The organism is Providencia sp. PROV174 (genome assembly GCF_028480685.1).
In the GTDB taxonomy this organism is placed as follows: Bacteria; Pseudomonadota; Gammaproteobacteria; order Enterobacterales; family Enterobacteriaceae; genus Providencia; species Providencia rettgeri.
Genome location: NZ_JAMPOT010000011.1, coordinates 138,968 through 163,535 on the forward strand (window position 1 = coordinate 138,968; position 24,568 = coordinate 163,535).

The 24,568-nt window shown below is 36.4% G+C and carries 22 protein-coding genes; 11 read left to right on the forward strand and 11 right to left on the reverse strand.

Annotated elements, in window-relative coordinates:
• From PSE60_RS11590 to PSE60_RS11610, 5 genes are all read right to left on the reverse strand, one after another.
• Positions 1-1,485 carry a TolC family protein gene (locus tag PSE60_RS11590; protein ID WP_336298612.1) on the reverse strand — a complete coding sequence of 495 codons (1,485 nt, stop codon included), beginning with the start codon at positions 1,483-1,485 and terminating at the stop codon, positions 1-3.
• A complete protein-coding gene (locus PSE60_RS11595; protein WP_272665513.1) occupies positions 1,485-3,353 on the reverse strand; it encodes an FUSC family protein in 1,869 nt (622 codons plus the stop codon). Before PSE60_RS11595 ends, PSE60_RS11590 begins: the two co-directional genes overlap by 1 nt.
• A complete protein-coding gene (gene mdtN / locus PSE60_RS11600; protein WP_210836953.1) occupies positions 3,340-4,380 on the reverse strand; it encodes a multidrug transporter subunit MdtN in 1,041 nt (346 codons plus the stop codon). Before mdtN ends, PSE60_RS11595 begins: the two co-directional genes overlap by 14 nt.
• A 3-nt stretch (positions 4,381-4,383) precedes the next feature.
• Positions 4,384-4,665, reverse strand: coding sequence for a YtcA family lipoprotein (locus PSE60_RS11605; RefSeq protein ID WP_210836952.1), 282 nt, complete (start codon positions 4,663-4,665; stop codon positions 4,384-4,386).
• 346 nt (positions 4,666-5,011) lie between these two features.
• Complete coding sequence (locus PSE60_RS11610) at positions 5,012-7,219, reverse strand: extracellular solute-binding protein (protein WP_272665514.1); 2,208 nt, start codon at positions 7,217-7,219, stop codon at positions 5,012-5,014.
• 346 nt (positions 7,220-7,565) lie between these two features.
• Here PSE60_RS11610 and PSE60_RS11615 point away from each other — a divergent pair, with 346 nt between their 5' ends.
• Genes PSE60_RS11615 through PSE60_RS11625 form a run of 3 tightly spaced genes read left to right on the forward strand, consistent with a single transcriptional unit; the run spans position 7,566 to position 10,401 of the window.
• Positions 7,566-8,387, forward strand: a complete 822-nt coding sequence (locus PSE60_RS11615) for an MBL fold metallo-hydrolase (RefSeq protein ID WP_272665515.1) — start codon at positions 7,566-7,568, stop codon at positions 8,385-8,387.
• A 14-nt stretch (positions 8,388-8,401) separates the two neighbouring features.
• On the forward strand, positions 8,402-9,649 hold the full coding sequence (locus PSE60_RS11620) for an MFS transporter (RefSeq protein WP_210836949.1): 1,248 nt from the start codon (positions 8,402-8,404) through the stop codon (positions 9,647-9,649).
• 38 nt (positions 9,650-9,687) lie between these two features.
• Positions 9,688-10,401, forward strand: coding sequence for an MgtC/SapB family protein (locus PSE60_RS11625; protein ID WP_272665516.1), 714 nt, complete (start codon positions 9,688-9,690; stop codon positions 10,399-10,401).
• Positions 10,402-10,505: 104 nt separating this feature from the next.
• Here the strand turns inward: PSE60_RS11625 and hypT are convergent, their stop codons facing one another.
• Positions 10,506-11,414 carry a hypochlorite stress DNA-binding transcriptional regulator HypT gene (hypT, locus tag PSE60_RS11630; RefSeq protein ID WP_004914205.1) on the reverse strand — a complete coding sequence of 303 codons (909 nt, stop codon included), beginning with the start codon at positions 11,412-11,414 and terminating at the stop codon, positions 10,506-10,508.
• A 459-nt stretch (positions 11,415-11,873) separates the two neighbouring features.
• Here hypT and PSE60_RS11635 point away from each other — a divergent pair, with 459 nt between their 5' ends.
• The 6 genes from PSE60_RS11635 (at position 11,874) to PSE60_RS11660 (ending at position 19,433) form a co-directional block, all read left to right on the forward strand.
• Positions 11,874-12,602, forward strand: coding sequence for an aspartate/glutamate racemase family protein (locus tag PSE60_RS11635; protein ID WP_272665517.1), 729 nt, complete (start codon positions 11,874-11,876; stop codon positions 12,600-12,602).
• A gap of 70 nt (positions 12,603-12,672) precedes the next feature.
• Positions 12,673-13,974 (forward strand): anaerobic C4-dicarboxylate transporter, encoded by a 1,302-nt coding sequence (locus PSE60_RS11640; RefSeq protein WP_272665518.1) that lies wholly within the window; start codon positions 12,673-12,675, stop codon positions 13,972-13,974.
• A gap of 749 nt (positions 13,975-14,723) precedes the next feature.
• On the forward strand, positions 14,724-15,797 hold the full coding sequence (locus PSE60_RS11645) for a zinc-binding dehydrogenase (RefSeq protein WP_210840190.1): 1,074 nt from the start codon (positions 14,724-14,726) through the stop codon (positions 15,795-15,797).
• A gap of 152 nt (positions 15,798-15,949) precedes the next feature.
• Complete coding sequence (locus PSE60_RS11650) at positions 15,950-16,810, forward strand: ABC transporter substrate-binding protein (protein WP_370661211.1); 861 nt, start codon at positions 15,950-15,952, stop codon at positions 16,808-16,810.
• 156 nt (positions 16,811-16,966) lie between these two features.
• The gene (locus tag PSE60_RS11655; RefSeq protein WP_136134811.1) at positions 16,967-18,451 is read left to right on the forward strand and encodes a sugar ABC transporter ATP-binding protein; all 1,485 of its coding nucleotides are present in this window, start codon (positions 16,967-16,969) and stop codon (positions 18,449-18,451) included.
• A gap of 10 nt (positions 18,452-18,461) precedes the next feature.
• On the forward strand, positions 18,462-19,433 hold the full coding sequence (locus PSE60_RS11660; protein WP_004905244.1) for an ABC transporter permease: 972 nt from the start codon (positions 18,462-18,464) through the stop codon (positions 19,431-19,433).
• Positions 19,434-19,593: 160 nt separating this feature from the next.
• Here the strand turns inward: PSE60_RS11660 and PSE60_RS11665 are convergent, their stop codons facing one another.
• The 3 genes from PSE60_RS11665 to PSE60_RS11675 all read right to left on the reverse strand — a co-directional run bounded on the left by PSE60_RS11665 (position 19,594) and on the right by PSE60_RS11675 (position 22,013).
• Entirely contained in the window at positions 19,594-20,601 is a 1,008-nt protein-coding gene (locus PSE60_RS11665; protein WP_210840189.1) for a LacI family DNA-binding transcriptional regulator, read from the reverse strand.
• Positions 20,602-20,828: 227 nt separating this feature from the next.
• The gene (locus PSE60_RS11670) at positions 20,829-21,623 is read right to left on the reverse strand and encodes a sulfite exporter TauE/SafE family protein (RefSeq protein ID WP_210840188.1); all 795 of its coding nucleotides are present in this window, start codon (positions 21,621-21,623) and stop codon (positions 20,829-20,831) included.
• 42 nt (positions 21,624-21,665) lie between these two features.
• Complete coding sequence (locus PSE60_RS11675) at positions 21,666-22,013, reverse strand: thioredoxin family protein (RefSeq protein WP_210840186.1); 348 nt, start codon at positions 22,011-22,013, stop codon at positions 21,666-21,668.
• Positions 22,014-22,343: 330 nt separating this feature from the next.
• Here PSE60_RS11675 and PSE60_RS11680 point away from each other — a divergent pair, with 330 nt between their 5' ends.
• A complete protein-coding gene (locus PSE60_RS11680) occupies positions 22,344-23,375 on the forward strand; it encodes a phosphatidylinositol-specific phospholipase C (protein ID WP_272665520.1) in 1,032 nt (343 codons plus the stop codon).
• Between the two features lie 143 nt (positions 23,376-23,518).
• On the opposite strand, the gene PSE60_RS11685 is transcribed toward PSE60_RS11680, so the two are convergent.
• Entirely contained in the window at positions 23,519-23,878 is a 360-nt protein-coding gene (locus PSE60_RS11685; protein WP_272665521.1) for a hypothetical protein, read from the reverse strand.
• A 53-nt stretch (positions 23,879-23,931) separates the two neighbouring features.
• On the opposite strand from PSE60_RS11685, the gene PSE60_RS11690 reads away from it, so the two are divergent.
• Complete coding sequence (locus PSE60_RS11690) at positions 23,932-24,042, forward strand: SymE family type I addiction module toxin (RefSeq protein WP_336298613.1); 111 nt, start codon at positions 23,932-23,934, stop codon at positions 24,040-24,042.
• A 99-nt stretch (positions 24,043-24,141) separates the two neighbouring features.
• Here the strand turns inward: PSE60_RS11690 and PSE60_RS11695 are convergent, their stop codons facing one another.
• Positions 24,142-24,564 (reverse strand): hypothetical protein, encoded by a 423-nt coding sequence (locus PSE60_RS11695; RefSeq protein WP_272665522.1) that lies wholly within the window; start codon positions 24,562-24,564, stop codon positions 24,142-24,144.
• Between the last annotated feature and the right edge of the window lie 4 nt (positions 24,565-24,568).

Genomic DNA, 24,568 nt, shown 5'->3' on the forward strand with positions numbered 1-24,568 from the left:
CTATTTTATCGTAGCATCTTCATACCTTGGTAAAGCCTTTTCAATTTCACCTAATGCAAAGGCTAAATCCACAGCTGCAATAACTGAACCCGTATAAGAATCAATATGAGCAAGCTCGGCTGTTAATAATGCAATTTCTGCGGCATTAATTTCAGTCACTGTTCCTAAACCATTTTTATAAAAATCAACACTGGCGGTATAACTTAATTGAGTTGTTTCGACTAAGTTTTTCGCCGCTTTATTGGCCTCAACAGCTGATTTTAGTGCATTCTCAGTTAAACTCATCTCTCGAATCGCCATTTCTTGGCTTTTCCGTAAATTCTCTTGGGCAATAAGAATATCCGACTGAGCATTCTTCATACGTGCTTGCCTTATTCCCCCTTCATAAAGCGGGATACTGATACCTATCAAAATATTTGAAGATGAAGAACTTTGGTTGATACCCGGTAGTCCTTGCACATCTAAACGACTGTTTCCCCCGGCGACTGCCCCTGCTAAATAGACTTTAGGAAAATAGTCAGATTCCACAGATTGGGTCGTTTTCATCGCTGCCAGTGTAAGTTCATAGTTAGCAAGCACATCAGGGCGCTGGGCTAACGCATTTCTGATCCGTTCGTGAGTCAATGGTGCGATATTATCAGGCAAAACATCGTTATCATTATATTGAATATTAATTGTTTTCAGTGGAGATATACCGATGGTAGAGAGTAATAATTGGTATTGATCTCTTTCTTTCCCTTTAGCTAATACGTTCTGAAACTCTAATTGTGAAACTTGCTGCTTCGCTAATGCAACATCCAGTACGGTTGCTAGCCCACGCGCTTTTTTTTGCTCTACGGCATACAATAAACGCTGGCTTCGCTCCAAAGCTTCATAAGTTATTTTTGTTTTTTTCTGTGCTGCACCATAAGCATAATAAGCAATGGTCACATCATGAATAATTTTTTGGTGAAGTAAATTAAAGTTAAGGTCAGAAGCTAAAGATGCATGTTTGGCTGCATCAGTTAATGCCCCTCGCTGACCAAAATCAAACAATAGCCATTGAAAAGTTATCGCAGGGATAAAAACATGGTTAGAAACATCAATTTTATCGACCAAATCATTATGTGGTAACTTCAACGTTCCACGTTGATAGCCACTTAGTGCCGTTGCAGTTATAACGGGTAAATAGGTACTTTCTACCATTCCCACATTGGTTGCGGCTTTTTTAGCAAGCTCCCAAGCAATACGTGTTTCAGGATTATTTTTTTGTGCGACATCGATAAGGCTTGCTAGGTCATATTGCTCTTTAAATACTTCATTATGTTCAGCATATAAATTCTCTTCAGGGGAAGAGATATATGTGTCAGTTTCATATTGTAAAGGCTGCGGTGTTTTATCCATAAATGAACGACTCGTATCGACACAACCGACAAGAAAAATGCTGAATATCGAGATGAGTAAATATCGTTTTTTTTCGTATCTCATTGATTGGGTCATTGTCATTACTTCTCGCTCACTAGTTCTTTAATGACTTGCTCTTTTTCTTGAGCCGATAAAGTTGAAGGTATCGTATTTAATACATCATATTTCAAATCACTGGCGGATTTTAAATTTGTATTCGAATCAAAATGATCTTTATGGTTAAAAGGAATAAATTCAGACGAATAATTTTGGTAACTATCTACTGAAACCTTGGTTAAGAATTGGTTTAAAAAATGGGTTAAAGCCCCCCCTTTATCTTTAAAGTGGGTTTCGAACATCAATAAATTAATATCATCTTTTGTTTTAATAACGCCCTCATTGATTGCAGCAACCAAACTGAGAGCCTCGACATTGTTACCATAAGATTTTAATTTAAGTGCTGAATAACTATCTAAAATATTTCTAATTTGAGAGTTAACTGTGGTCATGATAGAAACAGGCCACACTTTAGTGAACATAATGTACATGACAACATTACCTAATAGGATACCGAGGATCCTATCGGAGGCAACATCCAGATCATAGCTCGGTTTAAAACCATGAAGAACGGTTAATAAAAATGCCAGCCCAACTTGGACTCCGGCATAGGATATACGTTCATTACCCGCAGCCACCCATGCAGCAGGCAAAATACAGAAAAAGATGAGTATCATTAAGCTAAAAATATCGGATAAATGAGGGATAATATACACAAGCGAAATAATCCCGATTAATGCACCAATTAAACACCCTATAATACGCAGCGTTAGCTTATGTACTGTTTCACCAACAGAAGTCAATGCAACAACGTAGCAAGTGATCATCGCTGTGTGGATCCCCTGCCATTCAAAATAGTCATAAAAAACATAGCATATGAGTGCAGCGCAGGTTGTTTTGATGGCGAAATATTTATGGTTTGGATTTGTAAAAGCGTCTTTAACAAAAAAGGGATTTTTAGCCTTAGGGTCACTACTCACTTTCTTCTTAAATAGAATATCTTGAAAATCAGCCAGTATTTGCTGGTTTTCAAGGTAACTATTTTTTTCGCTTTTTAGCGTTTCTAATTGTTCAATTTGGTTTTTTTCCAAACACTGTGCAATAAATTGACATTTTTTCGCAAGTAATAGACGAATTTCAGCGGAAGTATCATCGGGTAAATTTAAGGACATGATCAGTATTTCATACGAATTATCAATCATGCTATCTAGCCACTGGATTTCCTTTTTTCCTTTTAGAAAAAAGATTTTGATGAGCATTAGGTTCCGCTTACATTCCGCCTGCGTACTTAAAGCTTCACTAATTTGAATTGAATACGGCATTTTTCCTAAATAAAATTGGTTTGCAGCCCGAAAGCGCTCAGCTAGCTTACCCATTAATAATTTTTTAGGGCTAATCCCAAAAAAGTAATTAAAGATAACCACCAATAACATGGGAGATACTGCCATTAATAGTGCGTATAAAAGCCCTCTTGTTGCGGCATCGCCAAAAGGAACATCATCAATCAATGTCATTAGAAATGCAATTACAAGGGCAATTAAGTTACCGACATCACCAAGGCTGCTCGCTGAAGACAAATACATAAATAACCCTGAGAAAAGGGCCATAAAGAAGAAACGCAACATCACATTTTGAATAGTAAAGTTAAACAATATAAAGATCACACAGACTGCTATACTGCATAGCACTATGACACCAATACATAACAGAATATTTTCAATCGCATTGGCTTTAACAAGGTAGATAATTAAATAACAGCTAATCGCCGATTCTGGGATTTCGTATAACATCGCAATGCCAGCCATTAATGCGCACAGTAAAGCAATCCGCCATGTGGTTGCGAAACGAAAATTAAATGGCAACAAATCTTGTTTTATTTGTTGAAGAACCAGTAAAGCTTTAGCAGTCATCATCTTGGGATACAATATTAACAGTGGCAGTCGCACCAACACGCATCAGATTTTTCGGCGGGTTTTCTAAAATTACTCTCACAGGAAAACGTTGTTCAACACGCACCCAATTTAAAGACTTGGGGACATAAGGTAAGTCTCGAGGTATATTCAGCAGGTCAGTAGACATTACCCCCCAACCAGCACCTTGTACTCGGCCTTTAATAGGTTGCTTATTATTAATCATTGAATAAACAACCGCGCAACTGCCCATTTGGATGTTGTCTAACTCTGTTTCTTTAAAGTATGCGGACACAAACCATGTCTCTGTATCAATTAAGGTAAAAACAGATTGCCCTGAAAGCACAAACTCACCCGCTGATATAGTTAGTCCAACAATATACCCATCACTCGGTGCCTTAATTTCCGTGTTACCCAATTCCCACTCAGCCATGGCGAGTGATATTTTTAATGACTCAACAAGTGCTTCTTCAGATTTGGTGTTATTAATTAATGCTTCTGATGCCACATTTTGTTTTTGAGCTTGTTTTAAACTGACTTCTGCATCACGTTTTAAGGTTCGGGCGTCATCAACTTGTTGGGCGGTAACAAAACCTTTCGCCAACAATGGCTCTAAACGTTTTAAAGACTGAGTTGCCAGTGCAAGGTTAACTTGTGCACGTTTTATTTGCTCTTCAGCCACTTCAGAATTTGATGTTTCAGCGACAATGATTCTCTTCTTGTTGCTTAACGCCGCTTCTGCAACAAGCAACTCGGCTTTAGCTTGGTTCACTCGTAGAGCATACATAGTCGGGTCAATGGTAAATAATCGATCGCCTTTTTTGACTTCCTGATTTTCTTTAACATAAAACTGGCTTATCCGTCCCGGAACGACAGAAGAAATGTTAATTTTATTGGCCTCAATCACGGCCTCTTCACTTAGTGGGTTCAGAATCGATGTTTGCAGGCTTTTCCATAGTAATAGTAATAAAGCCGCAAATATGCCGATTGAGAGAATGATGGCTATCTTTTTTTTATTTTTTATATTCATAATTTAATGAGAAAAATAAAGTAAGGATACGGTAATAGAGATTGTCAACAAGACACCAAAGTAAAACATCAGAGGAAAAGGCAACTTATCATCAATTTCTAAATAAACGAGAACAACACGCAATAATATAGCGCCAACCAATCCAATTAAGACACATAGCATCCAATAAGGAAAATAAGCGCCTAACATTGGGAATAATGGGGAATGTCCTTGGTTGCATCCCATTAACAATAAGGATAGCAGGCTAACGCTGATAATATGGCGATATTTTCTAATTAAGCTCAAGATAGCTCACCTATCATATTATGATTAATTAACTTATTAATTAATCACTACTATAACTCTTTTTAAATAATAATCGAATGATAAATCGAAAGTTTATTAAACCTATACAATGAAATGAAATAATAAAATGAATTAAAGATACATAAACCAGCCACCAAATGCCGATCCCCCTCCCGAGAGGGCAATTGAGGGTTACTTAAAAAGCTGTTTTTGCTTTATACCTACCGGTAAAAATGACTAAACAAAACGCCTTGTATCGCAACTGGCTTATGCGGATAACCCTGAAATGTAGTGACAGCTTAGCATTTGTTTATCCGCTGATTTAAAATACCAATTAATCCGCTATTTACCTCTCACCTTGCGTATCAACCAATAAGCGCTGGTTAATATACTCAATCGTCTCATCTATAGTCATGATTTTATTCACAACGTTAGTAATTCCTTGCCCAATAATGACTTCAGCTTGGCGCAAATTAAACAACTTACCGTTTGGAATTGAAGATTCACGGATACCTCGATTTATTTCTTGATAAGCCAGTGGCATCCATGGGTAGCGATAGCAAACCTCTTGATTATGGCTGAAATCTTGATGATTACTGTTGCCCCCCAATAAAATAAGGTGATCCATGACTATTGGTGAATAAAGCCAACGATAAAATTGTTCTGCATAATGTGTTTTTTGGCTATAGCGAGATACCCCTAATGCCCCACCTCCCAGTTGAGGAACTCCCCCTGGTACAGGGGCGAAACCAATTTTAGGAAAAATATTACTGTGAGCAACATCGTTAAATAGGTTCATATAAGCAATCAGCATAGCAAGTTTCCCTTGCTCAAATTGATTGACTGATTCGCTCCACCATTTATTATGAATATTTTCTGTAATAGAAACCTGATGGAGGTATTCATCTAATACCTGACCCGCTAATGGCATTTCTAATCTAGGAATATTACCATTACTTATTAACTTTCCACCTGCCGCGTAATACCTTAATAAATACTCAGTGGCAATTAACCCTGCGCTGCCTAACGTCGTTGATGCACCGATAGGCCTTAAAAACTCACCTTCTTCATGTAACTCTGTAAAAAATTGGGTTACCTGATCGTATTCAGCAAAAGAAGTCGGTACTATTAGTTCTTGTCCTGTTTTCTCGTAATACATTCTTTTTAAAATAGGATCTTCAAAGAGATCTTTACGATAAAATAACATTTGTGCGCTGGCATCAAATGGCATTGCATAAGCAGTATCACTCACCAAACTAAATTTTTGCTGTGTCGGTAAGGAAAAGTTACTTAATAAATCAGTCACCCCATTCCCTACTTTATCTAACGGTTGCAAGATGCGTTCCGCAAACCAAGGAAAGCAGGCCATATCGATACGTAGTAAATCATAATAAGGGTGTAAGTGGAGCTGCCCTAAAATTTGGTAAACTTCATCATAAGGATAAACTGCTAAATTAACCTTAATTCCTGTTTGTCGATAAAAATGTGGCAGTAGCTTTTTAAGTGCGTTTGTTGAAGGGCTGGGTAAAATAAGTAAATTTAAGGTTGGATCGGATTTATTGCCAGTAATTATTGCCGATGTTGCCGTATAAAGGTTACCACTTTGATTACGAACGTAGACAGTATTCTTCCCCACCGTTTTCTTTTCGTGATCTTCTCTCATCAGTTCATCGACCACTTCCAACCCTAATTGTGCATAGTTCATTGGGAAACAATGTAACCCTTTTAGTATCGGAGGAATGTTACCACTTAAAGCAAAAATTGCAGGGCAATCACCTTCACTACCAAAAAAACTTGCTTGGGTTAAAAAACTAGCTTTTTCAATGTCTTCAGCAACAAATAAATCGGGTATTTGCTCCTCAGAGAAAAAATCAAAAGCCGCCTTGTAAGATTCATCATTAGAAGCACGAATAATAATAAATTTTTTATTCGGAGCCTGCTGTTTAAGGTTATTTTGTAACTCACTGACAAAGGTGGCGTGCTCTAAATCGCCATGATCATCACTAAAAATACCCACTAGCTGGCTTCGACTTGTCGCAATTTGTTGGCAAATGGCATCAGCTGCCTGGGAGTAATCCAATGTGAAAAAGTGGTAAGCGTTTGCAGGCTGACGATAAATAAAAATAATTTGAGAAGCGGCTAATTTTAAGGTGTCAAAATAGATGCTGGCATCCTGCAAACAACTGACTGCCACAACTTGCTTATAGCCGCCAGCCGCAATTTTTTGTAATGCATCGAGTTCTGTCGTTTCCAGATCATCCGTTAAAAATAGATCATAAGTTATCTCTGGATACTGAGCCATAGATTGCCTAAATGAATTAAAAAATATTGCATACTTATCAGACACCAATTGCGGTAATAGTATTGCGACCTTCTGGCTCTTATTGGTTCTCAATAATTGAGCTTGTGTATTTAACTGATACCCCATTTGCTTGGCGGCTTTATAGACTGCTTCAATTTTCTCAACGCTCACATTTCCCCGTTTATTCAAAACATTAGAAACGGTTCCATGAGAAACACCTGCTAATTTTGCGATATCCTTGATTGTTGCCATTTGTCTTTTTCACCTTGATTATTGCTGCCAATAGCATACCTGAATTATTCATCGCGACTACCGATAATTAATTTGAACGTTCCACCCTTAATTAGTTTATAAAACAAACGAAAAAAATAAAGATTACTTTTCTTACCCTTCTTTTACAATGCGATATTAAATATCAATATAATCAACACCATAAAAAATATTATTTGAATGAGATCACTGATCTAAATAACATTTATTGGCAATGATAACTTCCGATATTATTATTGGAACGTTCAAATTGACTTATTTTTTGTTTGAACACCAACACCAGGGATCAAAAACTCCAAAATAAAACTATAAAATACAGGTAATTATTATGAAACTTCACTTTTTAGGCACCGCGGCTTCTGAAGGCATACCAAATCCTTTCTGCCGTTGTGAGCACTGCCAAAAAGCAAGAGAGCTTGGGGGAAAAGATATTAGAACCCATTCTTCCGCGATTGTGGATGATCTTATGTTGATCGATGTTTCCCCGACATTTAGCTATCAGTTAATGCGTGACGGAATGGATGCAACTAAGTTTGAAAGCTTACTATTTACCCATACTCACCCTGACCATTTTAATGTCGGCGATTTATTCAGCCGCATGGAAGGTTATGGCTTTGAAATTCACCATCCATTACATATTTTTGGTAATGACCGAGCAATTAATGGCTGCCTTGACGTTCTACCCGGATACAGTAAAGAGCGTTTCGATTTCCACTGTTTAATCCCTTTTGTCACCATCGAAAGAAACGGTTATAAAATTACGCCATTACTTGCAAACCATGCCAAATGGGAACTCTGCTATGTCTATCATATTGAAAAAAATGGAAAAGTTATTTTTTATGGACATGATTCAGGTTGGTTCCCTGAATTAACATGGAAATGGTTGGAAAATAAACAACTTGATATCGTCGTATTTGAATGCACTTACGGGCTCAATGGGAAAAATCGTACAGATAATCATATGAGCCTAGAAACCGTCTTTGCAGCTAAAGAAAAACTGCAGCAACAAAGCTGCCTGCATTCAGAAACTCAAATTGCTGTTTCACATATTTCCCATAGTGGCAAATTACTTCATGATGAATTAGAAGCGGTTTGTGCACCTTATAATATCCGTGTTGCTTATGACGGATTAACGCTAGAAGCATATTAAGAGGAAAACTAATCATGGATATGAAAATAACCTCTCGCTTACTGATCATGATGTTTGTGCAATATTTCATGCAAGGCGCATGGAATATGACCATGGGACTTGTGTTAAGTACTTATGGGATGGCAAACATCATTGGTAATGCTTACGCTTTATTAGGTGTGGCCACCATTATTTCCCCTTTATTTATTGGTATGGTTGCTGACCGTTTCTTTGCTTCACAAAAAGTAATGGGAACACTGCATTTAATTAATGCGGCCGTTATTCTATGTGTGCCTCAATTTATTGAGGCACACAATAGCGGCATGACCCTGTTTATGATTTTTATTATTGGGCTACTGTTTTATCCAACAACTGCGCTTTCTAATAGCATCAGCTTCTCTCATATTAATGGTGTGAAATATTTCCCTATTATTCGTGTATTTGGCACATTCGGTTTTATGGCTATCGGATTTATATTAGGGGAAATGGGCTTCTCGGGTAGTACCATGACTTGGTATATCGCATCCGCCGTTGCTGTATTACTAGGTTTCTACTGCTTTACTTTGCCAAATACACCACCAAAAGCGAAAGGTAAACCTTTCTCCGCTAGAGATATTCTATGTTTAGATGCACTTTCATTATTTAAAGACCGCTATTTCGCTATCTTAATGTTTAGTATCTTTGTATTAATGATACCGAAAACAGCTTACTCCGCTTATATCCCTGTATTTATTAAAACACTTGGATTCGATAATGCGGCATCTATCATGCAAATTGGTATTGCATGTGAAGTCCTATTTATGTTTGTGCTGTCATTCTTCTTAATGAAGTTCGGTTTCAAAATCACCTTACTTCTTGGCGCGGTAAGTTGGATTATTCGCTCAATGTTATTCTCCTATGCCGCAGTAGATTCCGGTTTCTACTTCATTATTTTCGGATTGATGCTTCAAGGATTATGTTGGGACTTCTTCTTTACGGCAGGTGATATCTACGTTGACCGTAAAGCCAAACCTGAGATCAGAGCGCAAGCTCAAGGTTTACGCTTTATTGTTTCAAATGGCTTTGGCTTATTATTTGCTTCAACAATTTGTGGTGAAATCTTTAATTCAACTGTCACAGAAACAGGTAGCGCAGCATTACCACAATGGGGAACATTCTGGCATTACCCAGCTATCGTCGCCGCGATTGTCACTGTTTTCTTTATTTTCTTCTTTAAAGACGATGTGTCTAAAAAGAAAAATGGGGAAAGCGAAAAACCAGCAAATCGCGTTGCAGCACAATAAAAATTAAGGAAAGGGTAAGGTCACGTCAGGAGCAAGCCATGGATTTATTTATACAGTTTGTTGACACCATTGGCCCTTTATCACTATCAAATATTGCTAAACTAGTTGCCGCCTTCATTTTAGGCGGCTTAATTGGCTTAGAACGTGAATCAAAGGGAAAACCTGTTGGGTTTAAAACTTGTGTCATTATCGCCGTTGCCAGCTGTTTATTAACCATCGTTTCTATTCAATCAGCGGAGTATTACGCCAATATCTCTGACAATATACGTAGCGACCCAATGAGATTAGCTGCACAAATAATTAGCGGAGTGGGATTTCTAGGCGCTGGTGTTATATTGCATCGTCGTGATGATGCCATTTCAGGTCTAACAACTGCAGCCATTGTTTGGGCTTCAGCCGGTGTTGGAATTGCCTGTGGTTCAGGGTTCTACTGGCATGCTATCATCGTTACAATTCTTTTTTTCTTAGCAATACAACTCAGTCCTCAAGTTGCTTTATTTCAGATGAGAAACCAAAAACTAGGAAAAATTAAAGTTCGAATGCTATTTACGCATGAAAAAGGTGTCCCTTTGCTTATTGAGTACCTAAAAGGTCACAAAGACTTAATTGAAAATCTCACCATCAGAGATATCAAGAAAGAGCGCGTCGAGGTAAATTTAAAGCTATTAGTACGCCAAAAAATCACTTTGCCTGAATTTTACTGTTCCTTAAAACAGTTGGAGTATGTCCATTCTGTTTCTTTAGATCACTAATTCTTTCTTTTTCAAAGTGATATATTTTCGCTAAGTAAAATGTAAATTATTTAAATAACCTGTTTATTTTAGCAGGTTATTTATCTATAAATTACCCATCGACACTATAAGTGCCGTAAATCCTCCGGAATATTCTTTTTTAAAATACGCCAAAAGTCCTCTGCAGTTTTATTTAGCCGTGTATCCATACGGTAGATATAAGCTTGGATAGGTATCGTTAATTCCGGCGTATCCAGACAAACGAGTTTTTTTTCTTTCAATTCATTCACTACAGAATAAATGGGCAACCATGCTATCCCATGGCCATCCAACGCCATATTTTTTAATAACTCACTCATTGATGACATAAAAAGTGTTTTCGAATTGATCGTACCAAATTCACTTAATCGACGATTAACTAACCTTCCCATATATGAAGCACTTGTGTAATTCAACAACGGCACTTGAGGCTGATAGATATCAAATAGTGGCTTACCATGCTCATCTGCGGCACAGATTGGGTATAATTCAGATTCAAATACATTCAATGAGGAAAATGGAGATTGCATGAGGTCTTCATCATAAAATGAGATAATAAAGTCACTCTTCCCTTCTCTCAATGCGTTGACAACCTGTACGACATCAATGGCTTCAACATGGTAAACAAACTCCTCACCATAACCGGACAGCCCATGGACTAATTTAGGCAGTAATGTTAATGACAACGAATGAGCAGCAGCAATTTTAATATTTGGTAGACTCAATACATTGTGGCCGGATAATTCATTTAAGTTACATTCCAGTTGTTGTAATAAACTACGCGCTTGAGAATGAAAAATTTTTCCCTCTTCGGATAACTGTAAAGGGGAAGTCGTTCTATCAAATAATTCAACGCCAATAGCTTCCTCTAAAGCTTTAATACGGCGGCTAAATGCGGGCTGAGAAATATTTCGTTGTTCTGCTGCATGAGAAAAATGTCGGCACGACTCTAGTGTTAAAAAATCATATAGCCATTTTGTTTCTATATTCTTCATCTTATTAAGCCTTAAATTGACTTGCTGTTAAAATATAAGAAATTAAAAGTATTTTTATTGATATTTTAAGTTAATAATTAGTTAAACAACCAAACCGAATTTGTAGTTACATTATTTGTATTATGCATAGCCCTACTATTTAAAACATTAACAAAAATCAAAAATTAATTTTATTAAATTTATGCACACCATAAAACCTAGTCTATTCAGGCTCTCAGAGCAATTTATTAAAATAATTTTATTTTGAATAAAAAACTTAATGCATATCTTGCATCAACCCATACTTACTTGCATTTCTCATCCGAGATAAACATTGATAAATATTAACCATAGGTTAGGCAGTAATATTTAAGTTAATAATTATTTTAATGCCAACCGATATGTTAAATAAATGAAGAAAGATAAGCATTTATTGATTTTTATTTTATAAAAAGGCTAATGAAATGCAGGGGTATTAAAATGAAAGGTTTAATTGGTGTATTAGGTGGTATGGGACCTGCCGCTACTGTCGATTTATTTAATAAATTCGTTAATTATACCGTAGCAAATAGAGATCAAGAGCATATCCCTTTAATTATATCATCTATTCCTGATATACCGGATCGAACAGAGGCGCTATTAAACCATGGTGAATCACCTCTACCTTTAATGACAGACTATCTAAAAAAATTAGAAAATGCAGGTGCAGAATGTATTGTTATTCCTTGTAACACCGCACATTATTGGTTTAGTGAACTGAAAGATATTTGCCACGTCGATATGCTAAGTATTGTTGAGACGACAATGAAAGAAGTGCTAGCAACCAAGAAAAAAAACATCGGATTACTTGCAACAAATGCCACTATGTATATGGGGTTGTATCAAAAAAATATAGAGAGTAAGCATTTAAACTGCATTACCCCTGATAAAGAAAGCCAAGACAATGTTATGGAAAGCATTTATTTATTAAAATCAGGGAATAAAAAAATGGCTGAGTCCATTATGAAAAAACAAGCTGAGGCATTATTTTCCCGAGGTGCAGAAATTATTGTTCTTGGCTGTACTGAAGTTCCCGTCATTCTTGAAAATGAAATAAATAATTATCCAGATAAATATATCGACTCAACCAGTACCTTAGTCAGAGCAAGTATTCACTGGTATGAAAGTAGAGTCGGAAAACAAAATTTAATGATAAATAAAAATATTTAACTTTATATCAAATATCAAAAATTAATTTTTAATATTACTAATGACAATATATTGTCTATTGGAGACGATTATGGTTTGGCTAGAAATCATTGTTGTATTAGGCGCAATATTCTTCGGTATACGTATGGGGGGAATTGGTATAGGACTCTGCGGTGGATTAGGATTAGCCGTTTTAACCATCGGGTTTGGTCTACCTATTGGCTCCCCACCTGTTGATGTAATTCTGATTATTATGACCGTCGTGGTAGCAGCATCTGCATTACAAGCTGCGGGTGGAATGGATTATCTCGTACGCCTCGCCAGTAAGTTCATGCGTAAAAACCCTAAGTACCTGAATATTATAGCGCCAATCATCACTTGGGTGATGACTATCATGGCTGGTACAGGCTTCATTGTTTTCTCTATGCTACCTGTGATAGCCGAAATCGCAAAAGATTCAGGTATTCGGCCATCCAGAACATTAGCAGGCTCAGTGGTTGCATCACAAATTGCTATTTCAGGTTCACCAATCAGCGCCGCAATGGCAGCAATGTTGACAATAATGGAAGGCAATGGCGTTACTTTCATCGTTGTCATGTCAGTCTGCTTACCTGCCTCTTTTGTTGCAGCCATGGTTGCGGCATTTATCGCATCACGCCAAGGCTGTGAACTAGAAGACGATGAAGTTTATCTTGAGCGCTTACAAAAAGGCTTAGTACATAAATACCAAGAAAAAACAGGTGAAAGCACCACCAGAGAAAAGCTTTCAGTTGTCTTGTTTATCATTGCCACTATCGCAATTGTCATCCTTGCTGCCTTTCCGCAGTTGCGCCCCGGCTTTGATATCGGCAAGCCTATGGGTACTCGCGATATTATTATCATCTGCATGTTAAGTGCTGCATGTTTGATGGTAATATTCTGTAAAACATCACCAAACTCAATCGTTCTCGCACCCACTTTCCGTTCAGGAATGAGTTCACTCGCGGTGATATTGGGTATTGTCACCTTAGGGACGACATTTGTTGATGCACACATGGACCAAATTAAAGCGATAGCTGGAGATGTGTTATCTGCATATCCTATTTTATTAGCTTTAGTTCTATTTTTTACCTGTGCATTGTTGTATTCACAAGGTGCCACAACACCATTAATTATTCCGTTAGCTATTGCCTTAGATGTTCCCACATGGGCAATTTTGGCCTCTTTTGTCGCCGTCACCGGGGTATTTGTCTTACCCACTTACCCAACATCATTAGCAGCTATTGAATTCGACTCAACAGGGTCTACTCGGGTTGGAAAATATATTTTAAATCATCCTTTTATGTTACCAGGCCTAGGTGGAATTATTGCAGGTGTCGCCTTCGGTTTTATCATTGCACCAATGATTGTCTAATATAAGGATGTGAGGCATCCACATATTTACAACAAGATAACAAAATGATTTTTTTGACAAAATGAAGTTAAACCTTGGCTCTGTTTGGCTTTATACTTTGCAAGATTGGCAAAATACAATAACAAAGTATAAAGCTATTTTTTTAATGTCCTTTTCAATGTCTATTAGGTATATCTGCAAAGAAAACATAACAAACAACACATAAAAAATGCCTCATTACTCTATTTAATTTTTTAAATTATATTTTATAAATTAAAAATAACGTTCTATTAACCATTTCACTTCTCTTTATTTAATGTAACTTTAATTTGTTTTCATATAAAAATGTGAGCTGAAATGTTTTTGCATAAATTATCCACTTCTGAAAATAGTTAAAATAATTATACTCGGCTTCAGATTCATTTCTTGAAAAACGAAAAAAGGAATGAAATAAGATTTTTATTATAATTTTCATTATGTTACAAATTCACTTTTGACAGTCTCATTTTCCAATGAAAGTACTCAATCAGGTGACTAAAATTAGGGGTTAAATCACAAATTTTAGTTTTTTAAATGCATACTTTCAAAAATGACGACGTCGTCATATTAAAAAGAATTTATTTTCTCTATAACATTAAACAACCATTTTTCTTACATACATATCATTATTGATAGTTAAGCGTTAAAAAAACTAAAGCAAATGCGTTATAAAAAAACGCTTAATGTTGACGTCAACATTAGGGTTAACAACTAGAAAGAGGTTTTAGAACATGAGTAACCTACCTGAAAAAATGAAAGCTGTTGTTTGTCATGGGCCACATGATTATCGCTTTGAAAACATTAAAAGACCGGCACCAGGATTTAGAGAAGTTGTCATCAAAGTTGATGGATGTGGGATCTGTGCTGGCGACTGTAAAGCCAATGATGGCGCTCAAATGTTCTGGGGTGATGACCCATGGATCAAAGCACCTGTTGTTCCTGGCCATGAATTTTACGGACGCGTTGCTGAACTCGGTGAGGGTTCTGCTGAAAAATTCAAATTAAAGGTAGGCGACCGCATCTTAGCTGAGCAAATTGTTCCATGTTGGGAATGCCGTTTCTGTAAATCAGGCAAATACTGGATGTGTGAAACCCATGATATTTACGGTTTCCAAAAAGAAGTTGCCGATGGCGGTATGGCTGAATATATGCGTTTTTCAGAGCGTGCCATTATCCACAAAATCCCTGATGAACTGTCTGATAAAGATGCCGCATTAATTGAACCAATGGCTTGTGCTATCCACACCGTACGCCGTGGTGATATCGATTTAAATGACGTCGTCGTCATTGCTGGTGCAGGCCCACTTGGACTATGCATGATCCAAGTCGCCAAATTAAAAACACCAAAAAAATTGGTGGTTATTGATGCGATTGATGAACGTCTTGAATTAGCGAAAAAATTTGGTGCAGATGTTGTTATCAATCCACTAAAAGAAGATGCCATCAAATTAGTCAAAGATATGACGGAAGGCTATGGCTGTGATGTTTATATTGAAGCAACTGGCGCCCCAATTGGTGTTACTCAAGGACTAGAAATGATCCGTAAGCTTGGTCGTTTCGTTGAGTTTAGCGTGTTTGGTAAAGAAACAACCGTTGACTGGTCAATCATTGGTGACCGCAAAGAACTTGATATCCGCGGAGCTCACTTAGGCCCATATAGTTATGAAGTCGCTATTGACCTATTTAGCCGTGGCTTAGTTAGCGCTGATGATATCGTTACCCACTTCTACTCCATCGATGATTGGGAAGAAGCCTTTGTCATGGCGAAATCGGCAGACTCAATTAAAGTCGTCATCAAGCCATAAACATATTTTTAACTGGTAGTAATAATTGATAATTCAAATAAACACTAAACAAGTAAAAACCCTACATATAATTAAACGCTCTTTTAGGAGAACATCTTATGCTGAGTAAATTTAAAAAGTTGGCTGTAGCTGCAAGTGTACTGACTTTAGGTATGGCTTTTAACGCTACCGCTAAGCCAGTTTCAGTGGGTATGTCATTTCAAGAATTAAACAATGAATATTTTGTTACCATGAAGGAAGCCTTAGAGAGCGCAACGGGTGATATGGGTGCACAACTATACATCTCTGATGCGGCTCATGATGTATCAAAACAAACCAGTGATATCGAAGACATGTTACAGAAAAAAATCGATATTCTGCTAATTAACCCGGCCGATAGCGTTGGTGCAGAAACGGCTGTACTGGCTGCGAAAAAAGCGGGCGTTGTGGTTATCGCTATTGATGCTCAAGCAAATGGTCCGATTGACTCTTTCGTCGGTTCTAAAAACTATGATGCTGGCTTAATGGCGGGTAAACGTTTAGGTGAAGCATTAGGCGGCAAAGGTGAAGTGGCTATTTTAGATGGTATCCCTGTTGTGCCAATTCTTGAGCGAGTTCGCGGCTTTGAAGCAGCGATGAAAGAATACCCAAATATTAAAATTGTAACTAAATTGAACGGTAAACAAGAACGTGATACCGCGATGAACGTTACCGAAAATATGCTGCAAGCGAACCCAACTCTCAATGGGATCTTCAGTGTTAACGATGTCGGTTCTTTAGGTGCACTAGCAGCGATTGAATCTTCTGGTCGTGATGTCAAATTAGTGAGTGTTGACGGTTCTCCTGAAGCCGTTGCTGAAATTGCCAAAGGCAACTCTCCATTTATTGCAACTTCAGCGCAATTCCCTCGTGACCAAGTGCGTATTGGTTTAGCAATGGGCTTAGCAAAATACTGGGGTGCCAATGTTCCTAAAGAAGTCCCAATTGATGTTAAATTGATCGACAAAACCAATGCAAAAGATTTCCACTGGTAATCGCTAGTTATCAATAACTGATGTATTGCACCTATATTTCTGATGTTCGGTGCAATACATTTTCATAAATATTAATTATTAAATGCATATTGGAATAAAAATTCCCAATGGCTTTGTTACCCATTTTTAGGCAGTTGAGAAATATAGGGAAGCAATATGATGCAATTATTAGCATTAAAAGATGTCAGCAAAACTTTCCCTGGGGTTAAGGCGTTAGATAATATTAATCTTTCCCTCGAAAAAGGAGAGGTTCACGCATTATTAGGTGAAAACGGCGCAGGTAAATCAACGCTAATGAAAGTGTTATGTGGAATACATAAACCTGACAGCGGACAAATCCTGATTGAAGGCAAAGAGCACACCTTTCATAACTACAGAGATGCAATCAAAGCTGGCGTAGGTATTATTTTCCAAGAATTTTCTCTTATTCCTTATTTAAATGCTTTTGAAAATATATTTTTAAATCGAGAGTTAAAAAATAAGTTTGGTTTATTAGATAGAAAATTAATGCGAAAAAAATCACAGGAAATCTTAGCTGAGCTGGGTGTCAACATTAATATTGATGAACCTATTAGCCATTTAAGTATCGCGGAACAGCAGTTTGTTGAAATCGCAAAGGCATTGTCTTTAGACGCTAAAATTTTAGTATTAGATGAACCAACTGCAACATTAACACCCAATGAGGCAAATCATTTATTCGATGTAATGCGTGATTTAAAAGCTAAAGGGGTTGGAATGTTTTTTATTTCACATCATTTAGAAGAAATTTATGAAATCTGTGACACCATCAGTGTACTGCGTGACGGACAATATATTGGGTCACGTAAGGTTGATGAAACAGATTTAGACGTTATTATCGAAATGATGGTTGGCCGTGAAGTTGAAAATATTTATCCTCATAAACGTCAGTTTAATGAACAAGAAGTTATCTTAGATGCTGAAGTTCAGCGTTTTTCATATAGCCCAACTAACCACCTTCAATTAAAAAAAGGTGAAATTCTAGGGCTTGCGGGGTTGGTCGGTTCCGGCCGTACAGAGACTATTCTTGCCATGATTGGTGCTGATAAAGCATACAAGAAAAAAGTTATTTTAGAAGGCAAAGAAGTTAAAGTTAAATCGGCTGCGGCTGCGCTGCAATTAGGTATCGGTTTATTACCCGAAAGCCGAAAAACCCAAGGTCTTGTATTGCCCTTCTCTGTTAAAGAGAATATATGGTTAAACAATCATGCTCAAAAATTATTTTTAATTCAAAATAAAAAAGAACTCACTTTATCTATTGATCTAATTTCCCAAGTAAAAGTTAAAACACCAGAGCCTCACACTGCAGTTTCTACTTTAAGTGGTGGAAATCAGCAAAAGGTTGTTATTGCTCGCTGGCTAAATAAACAAGCCAAAATTCTTATTTTCGACGAACCCACTCGAGGAATTGATGTTGGGGCAAAATCAGAAATTTATCAGTTAATGCGCTCTCTAACTGAAAAAGGAATATCCATTATTATGATTTCATCGGAGCTACCAGAAGTTATTGGTGTCAGTGATAGGGTTTTGGTTTTTCGAGATGGCGAAATTGCCGCTGAGTTAACTGGAGACGAAATAAACTCAACTCAGATTATGGTACATGCGGCCGGCAATATTATATAGGATAACGACTATGTCTAATCAAAGTGCAATTCCATTAACTAAAAATAAATTTAGTTTTTCTAAGTTAACTAAAATACCTGCATTTTTACCACTTGTTGGTTTAATTCTTTTATTTGTCTGCATGTCCATTTTTAATGAACATTTTTTAACTGTAAATAACCTTTCTACTATTGCTCGTCAGGTGTCTATTAATGCCATTATCGCTATCGGTATGACATTTGCTATCTTAACCGGTGGGATTGACTTATCCGTTGGTGCTGTTATGGCACTTTCTGGAACCTTGATGGCTGGCTTAATGAAATATTATGGAATGGATCCCTATGCTGCCATTGCTCTGGGGTTATTATCCGGTGTTGCTTTTGGCTTTATTAATGGAATTTTAGCGGCTTATGGTAAAATGCCGCCCATCATTGTCACCTTAGGTGCCATGATTATTGCTAAAGGCCTTGCCTTAATTTATACCGGTGGCTATCCAGTTTCAGGATTACCTCAAGAGTTTGCTTTTTGGGGACGTGAAGAATTAATGGGGATCCAAGTTCCTATTTTATTAATGCTTGGCCTTTATCTTATTTTCTATGTTGTACTAAATCATGTCTCTTTTGGCCGCTATATTTACGCGATAGGCGGTAATGAAGAAGCCGCTCGTCTCAGTGGTATCCGCGTTGAACGTTATAAAATGTTAGTTTACGTCATTAGCGGTTTTACTGCGGCTTTCGCTGGGTTAATATTTACCTCTCGAGTAATGAGCGGGCAACCCAACGCAGGGGTAGGCTTTGAGTTAGATGCTATTGCTGCGGTCGTACTCGGCGGCGCTTCAATCGCAGGGGGCCGTGGTATGATCATTGGCACACTCATTGGCGCAATGATCTTAGGTGTACTCAATAATGGTTTAAATTTATTAGGTATTTCACCTTATGTTCAATATATTGTAAAAGGCTTAATTATTTGGGGAGCGACCTTAATTAGTTCAATGAAACGCTAAATAAATAGTTCTTCATAACCATTAAAATAGGCAGGTATTGTTACCTGCCTATTTATATTTATCATACTTCAAGTTGTATAGGTGTTGACTGCACTCAAATACAACTCGAATTTTTTAAAGTACACATAAAAATCATAGTGTACTTTATTTCTGATTCTTATTAATAAACAACAAGTTTCCCATCAACAAATATTTGTTTAGTCTTATAATCTTTATGTGAATCTCGCTCTATCTCAGAAAACAATAAATCTGTAGTTAATTCCCCAAGATATACCGAATCATGATGTACACCAGAAATAGATAAATGGTAAGTATCTGCATAGGGTGGTAAATCAACAGAAAAATAGCGGCATGAAAGGCCTAATTCTAAAATAATTTTATACATTCCTGCTGTAATAATTCCATTCAACCCAACGATATACATATTAGGTGTGTACAGCTCTTGGACTTTTTTCCTTAGATAATCTTCATCATTCTTATTAAACATATAACTACTGTATAAAACGTTAATATTTTTTCTATTTGGAAAATTTTCATATATACCCGCTAAACGAGATAAACTAATTTCTGAACCTTCTGGCCCTGAAACAATAAGTGTATTCTCACTATTTTGTTGGTTAAGAAACTTCCCTGTTAAGGCGCCTATTTCAAAGTTTTTCAAGAATAAACCCGAATACTTATTTTGATAACCATAAATTGAACGGTCAACAAAAACCAAAGGTACATTATGTTGGTCAATTAATGATAAGTAACTTGGTTGATAGTCTTTATCGTCACGAACTGGCGATAGTAGAATGCCACTCGCCTTGTAACTGACTAACGTTTCAATTGCTGTTTTTTCTGCTTTTTCATCGCTATCTGAATCAAAAATCATGACTTGATAGCCTTTTTCTTTCGCTAAGCGTGAAACTGTTTGAATAAGTACCACATAAAATGGGTTAAATGTACTGTCAGTGACCACACCTATTATACGGCTATTTTTATTTTTCAGATTACGCGCAAAAAGATTTGGAACATAATTGAGTTCTTGTGCAATAGCTAATATTTTATCTCGAGTTTCTTTCTTTACCATCTCAGGATGGTTAAATGCTCTAGAGACTGTAATATCAGTTACATTAGCACGTTTGGCTATATCAATTATCGTTGTTGAGCTATCTTGTTTTGTCATAATTATACTAGTCAACCTTTAATGATTACCCGGAAGAATATATTAGCAATTCATTTTGCTATTATCCGAGTAGAAAAAATGCGATTATTCATTATACCTCTTTGAGCTTGAAGATAAATCAATTTCACTTTCATTAAGGAGAATAAATGACTGATAACTCAAAATAGTGACACATGCCGCATGAATTATAAAAAAACACTTAATTGTTTGATATTTAAAATCTATTTTTAAATAATATTTAATTCAATCAATACTGATGAAATCAACCATAGAGCAACAAAGATAACAACACTTGAAAATAATATTTGGGTAGTCTTATTGGAAATATAATGAGTTATTAATCGACCAATTAATAAACCAATAACACAAGAAGCAATGAAAACAAGACTAATTTCTTTAGGGTACTGGAACCCATTCCAAACATTAATAAAAATACTAATACTACCAATACAAAAAATGACCATTAATGATGTTGCGATAATACTCTTCATATTTAAATTAGTGAATTTTCGCAATGCAGGAACAATAATAAAACCACCTCCAACACCTAACAGCCCAGTAAGTAACCCAGTAACAACACCAATGCATCCCAAGATTAAAGCCGTTTTAGTATTCCAAATAAACTTTCCAGTTTCTTTATTAATTAGGCAATGTGCATCATTCTGCACATCTGCTCGATTGAAAAATATACGGCATCCAACATAAAGCATAACGAGGCTAAAGGTAAGTGTTAACCAAACTGGTGGGGTAATATGGGCAAGATAAACACCATACTTAGCAGAAGGAATACTCAATAATGCTATCCAAATAGCCGCTTTATAGCGAATATTCTTTTTTATAAGACCTTGAATTACACCAATAAATGCAGAAATTGTAACAGCTAAAAGACCAACTGGTGCCGCTAATGCCACACTCCAATTTTGGCTTGCCATTAAAGCAGGAACAGCAAGAATTCCACCACCAGCTCCCGTTAAACCAAGTAGGCAACCTATCAATAACCCTTCCAATATCAGTATTAGCATTGTGAATGTCTTATCATTATTTTCAAATATATTCGCTGAGCATTAACGCTTCCCAAGTGTTTTATTCAATACCATTAATGCACAATTAAATGACACTTCTCCAGCAATAATATCGATTAAACGAGTATCTTGAAAAATCGCAATTGTCGGTACTGATTTTATACCATATTTAGGCGCTAAAGTGGGTGACTGAGCAATATCCACAAGACCAAAAACAATATTATTTTGTTGAAAATGCTCAGAAATTTTAGTGAAAATAGGATACATATTTTTACAAGGCAAACACCAAGATGCCGAAAAATAAGCAACTACCGTTTGACGCTCCTCCTGCCCTAGAGGGTAAAGTGTGCTTGAGAAATTATCACTATTTAACTGCAAGATATGAGGCATTATACGCTACCTTTTTATACATTTTTTTGAACTAACATACTGAAGTGATTCTTCAGATAATATATCACCTCTTATCCATTAGTTGTTCAATATTATTGATAACTAAAATATTACCTTAAAATCAATTGGTTGAGTTAAACTTAATCATAAAAAAGTACACGTATGAAAAATAATAAGTAGTTAAAATAAAATCTGTATTCATTTAACAAAAAAACAACCATATAATATACATACGCTACTTTTATTTTTTATTATGCATTAATTTTTTATTTGTGAATATTCTTGTCGTTATAGTAACGACGTTGTTTAATATACTTAAAGGTGTTCATAATGAAAAATAGACTATATCTTTTACTCTTATTAATATTTAGCCCTTCAATTTTAGCCCATTTAGATTCTGCTTATTACAGAAATGCAACTGATGGATTTACCACAAAATCCAAATGGATGGATACTCTCAGAGATGATGTCATGCTTTCTGAGATAGCATTACCAGGGACTCATGATAGTGCCGCATATAAAAATTTTGTTGATAGCGTATCAACACAAACACTCAATTTTGATCAGCAATTAGAATATGGCATTAGAGTCTTTGATATCCGAATTAGACATACAAATAATGCGTTTGCTCTACATCATGGTAACGTTTTTCTTGATGTTATGTTTGGTGATTTTATGAATTCTATTGACACTTTTTTATCGAAAAACCCTTCTGAGACAGTTCTATTTAGATTAAAAAAAGAAATAGAATCTGACGACAGCAACACCCGCGCAATAAGTAAAACATTAGAATATTATATTGAACTACATAAAGATAAATATTTTGACTTGCAATCTATGAGTACAAAATTAGGTGATATTAGAGGGAGATACATGATCCTCAGCAATAGTGATGCCTTTCATAATTATGGTTTGTACTATGGACTTACGGATACACAGGATGAGTTTCATTTAACAACAAATTGGGATCTATACTCAAAATGGGAAATAATAAAGAACCAATTAGAACGAGCAACCAATGGAAATAAAAATAAAATATATATTAATTATTTAAGTGGCTCCGGTGGTTCATTTCCTTATTTTGTTGCAAGCGGGCATTCATCTCCTGGAACATCAGCCCCCCGTCTTTCTACTGGCTTAACTACGCCTGGATGGAAAGACAGCTATCCAGATTTTCCAAGAACATCTTGTGCTGGCATTTGTACTATTTCGTTTGAGGGAACAAATATCCTAACTCGAGATAAGTTAAAATATTATAATGACCTAAATACTAAGCGTACTGTTGGAATAATTATGGCTGATTTTCCAGGTGAGTCTTTAATAACCCATGTGATAGACAATAATAAAAATCTCCGAAAATAATTATTTTAAAATAAATTAAAAAATAGATTTCTTCCTTTGTTTTTAATAGCATCCAATAGATTCTATTTTAGCTGAAAATTTATTACAAAATCACTTAACATCAAAATATCTAATTTACTATTTGGCTGGTGGGAGATAGGTTATTAATGCAAGTCCCAGTATTTTCTAAGACTTGCATCCGTCACCGCGATATCAGTAATCTGCTTACTTAATTCACCCACTAACTGCGTTTTCTCAATCCGTTTTTGCTCTTTCTCTTTATCAAAAATCGTATTCAGCTTCTCATGGGCATTGTCTGTATCACGGCTTAAGTCGTTGATATCTTGTTTTTGATTATCCTTATCGCGGATAACAATTTCACCTTCCGATACCGCTGAGTGGGTCGTATTGCTGTCTTTACCTTTGTTGTTCACATTGGTCAGCAAGGAGCCCGCCGTATTACCGGTGAGCTGGTCCGCAAATGGCGAGCCCCCTGTACTAAAGCCGCCACTTTGGCTATCCACCTTGTACTCGGCTTTATTTTTGAGGATGAGGATGTTAAAACACTAAAGAAAAAGTGGTCAAAACCAGACAGTATACAGTGGGTTACGCCCCCAACCGAGGTAAACCCAACCCCAGCCCACAGCTGACCTTAAGTGGTAAATGGCTGAAAGAGAAGGGATTTTAGGTCGGCAGCCACTATACCCTCACTCGCCAAGCCGGACAGTTGATTATCCGGCTGGCTGAGGAGTGAGAGTATTAAGAAGGACCCTGTGTAAAGCAGGGTTTATTTACTCTTAAATTTATGTGAAAAACTATCTAAAATACTTTTCACTGGCAAAGAAGCATTTGACTCAAGATGGTATATTTTATCACTAATCTTGTCCAAATCATCCTCAGATAAACTACATATATCCATAGATCTTAACGAGTCGATACAACTAATAAACAAATCATAATCATCAGTATCAATGAGCTTTAAAATAACATTTAGCTCATGACTATTTTTTAAATCCCCCAAGCATTCGACCAATCTAGTTTTCCAAAATATAGATTTGTTCGCTAACTCGTTAAATAGGCATGCCCAATCTGGTTCGTTGAATTTACTTAAAATTTCAGCAGATTCAACAACGCCGCAATCATACCAATAATCTCCAGGTTCATTATCATTACTAAAATCAGTAATACATAAATCAAATTCTTTATACATGTAC